This is a genomic window from Pseudomonas onubensis (genome assembly GCF_965653655.1).
In the GTDB taxonomy this organism is placed as follows: Bacteria; Pseudomonadota; Gammaproteobacteria; order Pseudomonadales; family Pseudomonadaceae; genus Aquipseudomonas.
Genome location: NZ_CBFHAZ010000152.1, coordinates 1 through 10,691 on the forward strand (window position 1 = coordinate 1; position 10,691 = coordinate 10,691).

Here is a 10,691-nt window from a genome sequence, read left to right on the forward strand (position 1 = left end):
CGCGAATGCGGTGTACCAGTGACAGATGAATTGACTGACCCACTGCATTCGCGAGCAAGCCCGCTCCCACAGTTGACCGCATGCAGTTTTGAATATGAGGTCGGCTGTGTATTTGCATGCACTGAAGAGCTGCTTTTCTGTGGGAGCTGGCTTTTGCGTCCTTGCAAAAGTGAGCCACCGTCAGGGCGGAACCCTAAGCGGCCGTTACCCAAATAATGGATATGCACTCAACCCCAACCCCAACCCCATCCCGACTACCGGCTATTGTCAGAAATTTCCCACAAGAGTACAAATGTACTCCATGACAACCCTGACCCCCCGCCGCACCGCCATCCTGACCTTCATCCGCGACCGTATCGCGCAACAAGGCCAGCCCCCAAGCCTCGCCGAGATCGCCGAGGCGTTCGGCTTCGCCTCGCGCAGCGTCGCACGCAAACACGTGGTGGCCCTGACCGAAGCCGGCTTTATCGAGGTCAACCCCAATCAGGCCCGTGGCATTCGCCTGCTCAACCAACCGGCACGCCCCGAATGGCTGGATGTGCCTGTGCTCGGTCGCGTTGCCGCCGGTCTGCCCATCGGCGCCGATGCCGAAGTGCACAACCGCCTGCAACTGGACCCTGCCACCTTCGCCAAAACCCCGGATTACCTGCTGCGCGTGCAAGGCGATTCGATGATCGAAGACGGCATCCTCGACGGCGACCTGGTGGGCGTACGCCGCAGCGCCGAAGCCTTGAACGGGCAGATTGTGGTGGCACGCCTGGACGGCGAAGTCACCATCAAACGCTTTGAGCGCCACGGCGAGCAGGTGCGTCTGCTGCCACGCAACCCCGCGTATCAACCGATTGTGGTCGGGCCGGATCAGGACCTGGCCATCGAAGGCGTGTTCTGTGGCCTGGTGAGGCAAGGCTGATGGGCGCCGTCGTTGCTCTGGACACGCTGTTCAATGGCGGCCGCGTCTGGAAAGGCCGGCCCGCTGCGCCGCCCGCCAGCGTGTACCCCACCGGGCTGGCGGCGCTGGACGCGGTGTTGCCCACGGGCGGCTGGCCGGAGTCGGCGTTGAGTGAAATCCTGATGGCGAAGGAGGGCGTTGGCGAGCTGCAATTGGTGTTGCCCACCCTGGCCCGCTTATCAACGGCGGGCGAGCGCATTGTGCTGGTGGCGCCGCCTTACACGCCGTACCCCCACGCCTGGCAGAATGCCGGGGTGGATCTGCGTCAGCTTTCGGTGATCCAGGCCGAGGCGCATGACGTGTTGTGGGCGGTGGAGCAGTGCCTGCGTTCCGGCAGTTGCGGCGCGGTGCTGTGCTGGCCGCGCAAGGCCGATGACCGTGCCTTGCGGCGCTTGCAGGTGGCGGCCGAGACCGGCCAGACCCTGGCGTTTGCCTGGCGCGCTTTGAGCGAGGCGGTCAATTCATCGCCCGCCGCCTTGCGCCTGGCCGTCGAGGCAAAACCTGCGCAAGTGCGGGTGCTCAAGTGCCGGGGCGGTTTGGCCCACCCGGCGCCGATAGCCCTGGCGGGGCACTGAGGTTGCCATGCGCTGGGTGTGTATTGTCTTCCCGCAATTGGCGCTGGACGGGGTGCAGCGTGTGCACCCTGAGCCGGATCAACCTTTGGCACTGCTGGCCGGCACGCCGCAGCGTCGCGTGCTGCAAACCGTCAATGCCGCTGCCCGGGCTTTGGGGCTGCGACCAGGGCAATCGCTGACGGCCGCGCATGCCCTGGCCAAAACCTTTGCCAGCGCCGAATATGACCCCGCCGAAATCGAGCGCTGGCAGCAGTTCCTCGCCGCCTGGGCCTACCGTTTCAGCTCCCAGGTCAGCGTGTATTACCCGCGTGCGTTGCTGTTCGAGATCGAGTCGAGCCTGGGCCTGTTCGGGCCGTGGCCGCAGTTCGAGGCACGCTTGCGTCAGGAGTTGACCGAATTGGGCTTTCGCCACCGTATCGTCGCGGCGCCCAACCCGGCGGCGGCGCGGGTGCTGGCCAACATCTACGATGGCCTGGCGATCGGTGAGGAGGCGTTGCAGCAGGCCCTGGCGCCGCTGCCCATCGACCGCGCCGGTCTTGACCCGCAGGTGGCCACAGCCTTGTCACGCATGGGCCTGCGCACCTTGGCCCAAGTGCAGGCGTTGCCTCGGCATACCCTGGCGCGACGCTTTGAGGCTGGCTTGCTCAAGCACCTGGATGTCCTGAGCGGGCAGCGCCCACTGGCGCTGGCGTTTTACCAGCCGCCGGATCAGTTCGACGTGCGCATCGAGCTGAATTTCGACGTGCAATCCCACCAGGCGCTGCTGTTCCCGTTGCGGCGTTTGACGGGTGACTTGTCCGCCTTCCTCTGCGGGCGCGACAGTGGCGTGCAGCGCTTCGACTTGCACCTGGAGCACGCCCAGGCGCCCGACAGCGTGATCAAGGTCGGCCTGCTCAGCGCCGAGCGCGAACCGTCGATGCTGTTCGAATTGGCCCGTGGCCGTCTGGAGCAGGTGCAAGTCACCTCACCGGTGCGCGGGTTTCGCCTGGTGGCCCAGGACCTGCCGGTGTTTGTGCCGCAACGCCAGGACCTGTTCGACGATCGCCCACAACAAACCTTGCCTTGGGAGCAACTGCGCGAACGCCTGCGCGCACGGCTTGGCGATGAGGCCGTACAAAGCCTGCGCTTTCACGCCGACCACCGCCCCGAATGTGCCTGGCAGGCGAGCGCCGACAGCCGTGCGTGCCCGACCTTGCACAAGGTGCAGCGCCCCGGCTGGTTGCTGACTGAACCGACCTTGCTGGCCGAGCAGGGCGTGCAGATCCTGATGGGCCCGGAACGCATCGAGTCCGGCTGGTGGGACGGCGCCGATATCCGCCGCGACTATTACCTGATCCGCACGCGCGCCGGCCAGCAAGGCTGGGCCTATCGCCATGTAGGGCAGAACGACGGGCTATGGCTGCAAGGCTGGTTCGCATGAGCTACGCCGAGCTGCATTGCCTGTCCAATTTCAGTTTCCAGCGCGGCGCGTCCAGTGCGCTGGAGCTGTTCGAACGTGCCAAGCGCCAAGGCTACAGCGCCCTGGCGATCACCGATGAATGCACCTTGGCGGGCATCGTGCGGGCCTGGCAGGCGGCGAAGGCGGTGGAGTTGCCGCTGATTATCGGCAGCGAGATGCGCATCGAAAACGGCCCTAAACTGGTGTTGCTGGTAGAGGATCTGAGCGGCTATCAACACCTGTGCCGCCTGATTACCCTGGCTCGCCGCCGCGCCGAAAAAGGCAGTTACCGCCTGCTGCACGCCGATTTCGAACAACCGATGCCCGGTCTGCTGGCGCTGTGGGTGGCCGAAGACAGCGACACCCAGGCCTCGATCCAATGGCTGCAACACACCTTCGCCGAGCGCCTGTGGCTGGCGGTGCACCTGCACTGCGGCCAGGACGATGCGCGCCACTTGCAACAGCGCCTGGCCCTGGCCGCCACCCTGCAGATCCCGGCGGTGGCTTGCGGCGATGTGCACATGCATGCGCGGGGTCGCCGGGCCTTGCAAGACACCATGACCGCGATCCGCCATCACGTGCCGGTGGCCGAAGCCGGCACGCGCCTGCACCCCAATGGCGAGCGGCATTTGCGCGGCCTCGACGCGCTGGCCGCGTTGTACCCACAAGCCTTGCGCGACGAAACCCTGGCCATCGCGAAACGTTGCACCTTTGACCTCAGCCAGTTGCGCTACCACTACCCACGCGAGCTGGTGCCCGCCGGCCATGACGCGCAATCCTGGCTGCGCGCGGTGACTGAAGAAGGCATTGCCCAGCGTTGGCCGCACGGTGTCGACGCCAAGACCTTGCAGCAGATCAACAAGGAACTGGTGCTGATCAGCGAGCTGGGCTACGAAAGCTACTTTTTGACGGTGCACGACATCGTGCGCTTCGCCCGCAGCCGCTCGATCCTGTGCCAGGGCCGAGGTTCTGCGGCCAACTCGGCGGTGTGTTTTGCCTTGGGCATCACCGAAATCGACCCGAGCCTGACGAGCATGCTGTTCGAGCGTTTCCTGTCCAAGGAGCGCAATGAACCGCCGGATATCGACGTGGACTTTGAGCACGAACGCCGCGAAGAAGTGCTGCAGTACGTGTTCCAACGCTACGGCCGCACCCGCGCGGCGTTGACGGCGGTGGTCAGCAGTTATCACGCGTCCGGCGCGGTGCGCGATGTGGCCAAGGCCCTCGGTCTGCCGCCGGACCAGATCAACGCGCTGGCCGACTGTTGCGGGCGCTGGAGTGAAGATGCGCCGCCGCTGGAACGCCTGCGCGAAGGCGGCTTCGACCCGCAAAGCCCGATTCTGCGGCGTGTGCTGACCTTGACCCAACAACTGATCGGCTTCCCCCGGCATTTGTCCCAGCACCCCGGCGGCTTTGTGATTTCCGAATACCCGCTGGATACCCTGGTGCCGGTGGAAAATGCCGCCATGGCCGAGCGCACCATTATCCAGTGGGACAAGGATGACCTCGACGCCGTGGGCCTGCTTAAGGTGGATATCCTCGCGTTGGGCATGCTCAGCGCGATCCGCCGCTGCTTCGACTTGCTGCGCCGCCATCGCAATCGCGATATGTCTCTGGCAGGCATACCCAAGGAAGACCCGGCCACCTACGCAATGATCAGCAAGGCCGACACCATCGGCGTGTTCCAGATCGAGTCGCGGGCACAAATGTCGATGCTGCCCAGGCTCAAGCCGCAGAACTTCTACGACCTGGTGATTGAGGTGGCGATTGTGCGGCCTGGGCCGATCCAGGGCGGCATGGTGCATCCGTACCTGCGGCGCCGGAATAACGAAGAGCCCACCACTTATCCATCGCCGGAACTTGAGGCCGTGCTGAAGCGCACCTTGGGCGTGCCGCTGTTCCAGGAACAGGTGATGCAAATCGCCATGGTCGCCGCCGACTATGGCCCCGGCGAAGCCGACCAGTTGCGCCGCTCCATGGCCGCCTGGAAACGCCATGGCGGCCTCGAGCCGCATCAGCAGCGCCTGCGCACCGGCATGCTCAAGAACGGCTACAGCGAGGCATTTGCCGCGCAGATCTTCGAGCAGATCAAAGGCTTTGGCAGCTATGGTTTCCCCGAGTCCCACGCGGCCAGTTTTGCCTTGTTGACCTACGCCAGTTGCTGGCTCAAGTGCCATGAACCGGCGGCGTTCGCCTGCGCCTTGATCAACAGCTGGCCCATGGGCTTCTACAGCCCGGACCAGATCCTGCAGGATGCGCGGCGCCATCGCTTGCAAGTTCGCCCGGTGGATGTGCTGGCCAGTGACTGGGATTGCAGCCTGGAGCCTGTCGACGGCCAGCAACCGGCGATTCGCATGGGCTTGCGCATGATCTCGGGGTTTCGTGAGGAGGATGGGCGGCGCATCGAGGCGGCGCGCCAGCGTCGTGTGTTCAGCGACATTGCCGACCTGGACGACCGCGCTGGCCTGGATGCACGGGCCCAGGCATTGCTGGCGGATGCCGGGGCCTTGCGTGGGTTGGCGGGCAACCGGCACACCGCGCGCTGGGAAGTGGCAGGCGTGCATAAACAGCTGGGGTTGTTCGCGGGCCTGCCGAGCCCCGAAGAAGCGGCGGTGCAATTGCCCGCACCGACGGTTGGCGAAGACCTGCAGGCTGATTACGCCACGGTTGGCACCACCCTTGGCCCGCATCCGCTGGCGTTGTTGCGTGATGAGTTACGCAAGCGTCGCTGCCGCAGCTCTTTGGAGCTGATGGCGGTGGAGCATGGGCGTAATGTCAGCGTCGCCGGTCTGGTGACCGGGCGTCAGCGTCCGGGCACCGCCAGTGGCGTGACCTTTGTGACGTTGGAGGATGAATTCGGCAACCTCAATGTGGTGGTGTGGCGCGACCTGGCAGAACGCCAGCGCCCAGCATTAGTGGGTTCGCGGTTGCTCAAAGTCGACGGGCGCTGGGAGGCAGTGGGCGAGGTGCGGCACCTGATTGCCGGGCGTCTCAGCGACCTGACGCCACTGCTGGAAGGCATGCATGTGCGCAGCCGGGATTTTCATTGAAGCCAGTGGTTTTTGCCGGCGTTACCTCCTAACGTATAACAAGTGAAACCATCCGCCGCTGACGCGCTCCAAAACGTTGCCCATGCCCTCATTTTGCACAGAGCCAACCGATGCCGTTTTTATCCAACCCCCATGGCTGTGAAGGCTGGTCCGGTGAAATGGCCCAGCGGATCCGCGCCTTCGATTGGTCGACGACCGACCTGGGTCCGATCGACACCTGGAGCGCCAGCCTGGCCTGCAACGTGCAGATGATGCTGGCCTCGCCCGTGCCGATGGTGATGCTGTGGGGGCGGGCGGGCTACATGATCTACAACGACAGCTATTCGGTGTTTGCCGGTGGCCGGCATCCGTATTTGCTCGGCACGGCGGTGGAGCTGGGCTGGCCGGAAGTGGCCGAGTTCAACCGCCACGTGGTGGGCACCTGCCTGGCGGGTGGCACCTTGACGTTTAACAACAAAGACCTGGTGTTGTTGCGCAACGGCAAGCCGGAAACCGTCTGGCTGGACCTCTACTACAGCCCCGTCGCCGGGGACAATCAGCAGCCAGCCGGGGTGTTGGCGATTGTGGTGGAAACCACCGAGCATGTGCATTCCGAGCGCCTGCGCCAGGAACTGACCCATAACCTGGAGCAGCGCGTTGCTGCCGAAGTGCAAGCGCGTTCCGCCGCCGAAGACCAGTTGCGCCAATCGCAGAAGCTTGAAGCCATCGGCGGCCTGACCGGCGGCGTGGCCCATGACTTCAATAACCTGCTGCAAGTGATCGCCGGCAACCTGCACCTGCTGGCACGCCATGAGCCGGATAACCCCCAGGTGCAGCGGCGCGTCACGGCGGCCATCGCTGCGGTGGAGCGTGGGGCCAAGCTGTCCTCGCAACTGTTGGCGTTTGCGCGTCGCCAGCCGTTGTCGCCGGCGGTGTATAACCCGCAACGCATCTACGCCGGTTTAGGTGAACTGCTGCAACGGGCGCTGGGTGAGACCATTCATATCGACGTGCAACTGCCTCGGGATTCCTGGTGCATCAATGTCGACCGCAACCAATTGGAAAACGCGCTGCTCAACCTGGCGATCAATGCCCGCGATGCCATGCAAGGCGAAGGCGTGATTCGCATCAGCGGCGAAAATATCATCCTCAACCCCGGCGATTGCATCGGTAAAAGCATCAAACCGGGCGAATACGTGCGCCTGGCGGTGACCGACACCGGTGTCGGCATGCCCCAGGAGGTACTCAAACGTGCGTTCGAGCCGTTCTTTACCACCAAGCGTGAAGGGCATGGCACCGGCCTGGGCCTGAGCATGGTGTTCGGTTTTGTACGCCAAAGCGGCGGGCATGTGGACGTACGGAGCGAGGAGGGCAAAGGCTCGGTGGTGCAGATGTATTTCCCCCGCAGCCTGGAACCCGAATGTAGTGAGGTAGACACCGAGCAAGTAACCCACAGCGGCGGCCAGGAAACCATCCTGGTGGTCGAGGACAACGAAGGCGTGCGCCTGACCGTGGTCGAGTTGCTGCAACAATCGGGCTACACCGTACTGACCGCCGAAGACGGCGACCGGGCTATGCAGGCCTTGCAAAACGACGTGCGCCCGGACCTGATCTTCACCGACGTGGTGATGCCCGGCCGGGTCAAAAGCACCGACCTGGCCGACTGGGCACGCGTGCAGCACCCTCCGGTGGCGGTGCTGTTCACTTCCGGCCACACCCGCGACATTCTTTCCAGCACTCATCTGCTGAGCCCCGACATTCATCTGCTGAGCAAGCCCTACAGCCCCGAAGCCCTCACGCAACGGGTGCGCAGCGTGCTCACCGCCAGACAAGGTTGCCCATGACCTCACAGCGCAACATCCCCCCGATCACTGCCCAGCGCCCAGGCTTTGTACGTGTGCGCGGCGCCCGCGAACACAACCTGCGTAACGTCGATGTGGACATTCCCCGGGATGCCCTGGTGGTGTTTACCGGCGTGTCGGGTTCCGGCAAATCGTCCCTGGCATTTTCCACGGTGTATGCCGAGGCCCAGCGCCGTTATTTTGAATCGGTGGCGCCCTATGCGCGGCGCCTGATTGACCAGGTCGGCGTGCCGGATGTGGACTCCATCGAAGGTCTGCCACCGGCCGTGGCCTTGCAACAGCAGCGGGGTACGCCGAGTGCGCGCTCGTCGGTGGGCAGCGTCACCACCTTGTCGAGCCTGATCCGCATGCTGTATTCGCGTGCCGGCAGTTATCCGCCGGGGCAGGCGATGCTGTACGCCGAGGACTTTTCACCGAACCTGCCCCAGGGCGCCTGCCCGCACTGCCACGGTTTGGGCCGCGTGTATGAGGTGACCGAGGCGCTGATGGTGCCTGATCCGTCCTTGACCATTCGCCAGCGTGCGGTGGCGTCCTGGCCCTTGGCGTGGCAGGGACAGAACCTGCGCGACATCCTTGTGACCCTGGGCTATGACGTGGACATCCCATGGCGCGACCTGCCGAAAAAGCAGCGCGACTGGATTCTGTTTACCGAAGAAACCCCCACCGTGCCGGTGTACGCAGGCTTCACCCCACAGCAGACCCGCGACGCGTTGAAACGCAAGCTGGAGCCGAGCTACCAGGGCACGTTCAGCGGTGCGCGGCGCTATATCCTGCACACCTTCAGCCACACCCAAAGCGCACTGATGAAAAAGCGCGTGTCGCAGTTCATGCAGGGCAGCGCCTGCCCGGCGTGTGAAGGCAAGCGCTTGAACAAGGCGGCGCTGTCGGTGAAATTTGCCGGGGTGGACATCGGCGCGTTGTCGCAGCTGTCGCTGGCGCAGTTGGCCGAGCTGCTGCGCCCGGTGGCGGCGGGGCAGGACAAGATGAAGCTGTCGGTGGAAAAACGCCTGGCGGCCCAGCGTATCGCCCAGGACTTGCTGGAGCGGGTCAGCACCCTGACCGAGTTGGGCCTGGGCTATCTGTCCCTGGAGCGCAGCACGCCCACATTGTCATCCGGGGAATTGCAGCGCCTGCGCCTGGCCACCCAATTGGGCTCGCAGCTGTTCGGCGTGATCTATGTGCTGGACGAGCCCTCGGCGGGCCTGCACCCGGCGGATGGCGAAGCATTGTTTACTGCACTTGAGCGTTTGAAAGCGGCCGGCAATTCGTTGTTTGTGGTGGAGCATGACCTGGAAACCATGCGCCGCGCCGACTGGCTGATCGACGTCGGCCCGGCTGCCGGTGAGCACGGCGGGCAAGTGCTGTACAGCGGCCCGCCCGCCGGGTTGGCGGATGTGCAGGCGTCGCAGACGCGCGAGTATTTGTTCGCCGAGCGCCGCGCTGGCAGCACGACGCGACGTGAGCCGACCGGCTGGCTGAAGCTTGAAGGCGTGACGCGTAATAATCTCAAGGACCTGAGCGTGGATTTCCCGCTGGGTTGCTTTACGGCGGTGACGGGCATTTCCGGCTCGGGCAAATCCAGCCTGGTCAGCCAGGCGTTGCTGGAACTGGTGGGCACGGGGCTGGGGCGTGTGCTGGAAAGCGACGAAGAACCGAGCCTTGAAGACGATGCTCCACAAAGCAGTGGCGGGCGGATCAGCAGCGGCCTGGAACAGATTCGACGTCTGGTGCAGGTGGACCAGAAGCCCATCGGCCGCACGCCGCGTTCTAACCTGGCGACCTACACCGGGTTGTTCGATAACGTGCGCAAATTGTTTGCGGCAACGCCGGCGGCCAGGAAGCGTCATTTCGATGCCGGGCAGTTTTCGTTCAACGTCGCCAAGGGCCGTTGCCCCCATTGCGAGGGGGAAGGGTTTGTCAGTGTCGAATTGCTGTTTATGCCCAGCGTGTATGCGCCGTGCCCGACCTGTCATGGGGCGCGTTATAACCCTGAGACGTTGGCGATCAAGTGGCAAGGCTTGAGCATTGCCCAGGTGCTGGGGCTGACGGTGGAGCAGGCAGTCGAGGTGTTTGCCGAGCAGCCCGGGGTGTTGCGTTCGTTGTTGGTATTGCGTGATATCGGCCTGGGGTATTTGCGGTTGGGGCAGCCGGCGACTGAGCTGTCCGGGGGGGAGGCGCAGCGGATCAAGTTGGCGACCGAGCTGCAACGCAATGCCCGGGGCGCCACCTTGTATGTGTTGGATGAGCCGACTACCGGTTTGCATCCACGGGATGTGGACCGTTTGCTTAGCCAGCTTAATCATCTGGTGGACGCGGGGCACACGGTGGTTGTGGTGGAGCATGAGATGCGCGTGGTGGCTCAGAGTGACTGGGTGATTGATATTGGGCCGGGAGCTGGGGATTTGGGGGGTAAGGTGGTGGCTTGTGGTACGCCGCAGAAGGTGGCCAAGAGCAAGGCCAGTCGCACTGCGCCGTTTCTGGCGCGGGAGTTTGGCTAAGCCTTGATCCGGTCAAGATGTGGGAGCTGGCTTGCCTGCGATAGCGGTTTGTCGGTGTACATATCCATTTCTGCGGTAACGGCTTCTATTGGTTCCGCTCTTACAGCGGGTCACTTTTGGCAAACGCCCGGAATGCCGGCCCAGCCAAAAGTAACCAAAAGGTCTGTGCCCCACCACTCGGCACCTCGCTTGGGCTCGGTGTGCCAGAACGTAGGCTTGAATCCGTGGGCCGCCGCGATGGGCCATCCTTGGCCCAGCGCGGCTAACCCGGCGTCCTGCCGGGTTACCCACGGATTCAAGCCTGCGTTCGGCCAGCGTGGTTAACGGGGCGTCTCAGATC

General features: G+C 64.1%; 6 protein-coding genes. All 6 read left to right on the plus strand.

Annotation, left to right across the window (positions count from 1 at the left end; genetic code table 11):
• Positions 1-292 precede the first annotated feature (292 nt).
• The gene (lexA, locus tag ACTD9P_RS28180) at positions 293-910 is read left to right on the plus strand and encodes a transcriptional repressor LexA (RefSeq protein ID WP_017135402.1); all 618 of its coding nucleotides are present in this window, start codon (positions 293-295) and stop codon (positions 908-910) included.
• Positions 910-1,524: a translesion DNA synthesis-associated protein ImuA gene (imuA, locus tag ACTD9P_RS28185; RefSeq protein WP_438870217.1), complete on the plus strand. Its 615-nt coding sequence runs from the start codon at positions 910-912 to the stop codon at positions 1,522-1,524. Before lexA ends, imuA begins: the two co-directional genes overlap by 1 nt.
• A gap of 7 nt (positions 1,525-1,531) precedes the next feature.
• A complete protein-coding gene (locus ACTD9P_RS28190; RefSeq protein WP_438870218.1) occupies positions 1,532-2,944 on the plus strand; it encodes a Y-family DNA polymerase in 1,413 nt (470 codons plus the stop codon).
• Positions 2,920-6,012, plus strand: coding sequence for an error-prone DNA polymerase (locus tag ACTD9P_RS28195; RefSeq protein WP_438870219.1), 3,093 nt, complete (start codon positions 2,920-2,922; stop codon positions 6,010-6,012). The genes ACTD9P_RS28190 and ACTD9P_RS28195 overlap by 25 nt, the downstream gene beginning before the upstream one ends.
• A 110-nt stretch (positions 6,013-6,122) precedes the next feature.
• Positions 6,123-7,835 (plus strand): ATP-binding protein, encoded by a 1,713-nt coding sequence (locus tag ACTD9P_RS28200; protein ID WP_438870220.1) that lies wholly within the window; start codon positions 6,123-6,125, stop codon positions 7,833-7,835.
• Positions 7,832-10,351: an excinuclease ABC subunit UvrA gene (gene uvrA, locus ACTD9P_RS28205; protein WP_438870221.1), complete on the plus strand. Its 2,520-nt coding sequence runs from the start codon at positions 7,832-7,834 to the stop codon at positions 10,349-10,351. The genes ACTD9P_RS28200 and uvrA overlap by 4 nt, the downstream gene beginning before the upstream one ends.
• Positions 10,352-10,691: the final 340 nt, after the last annotated feature.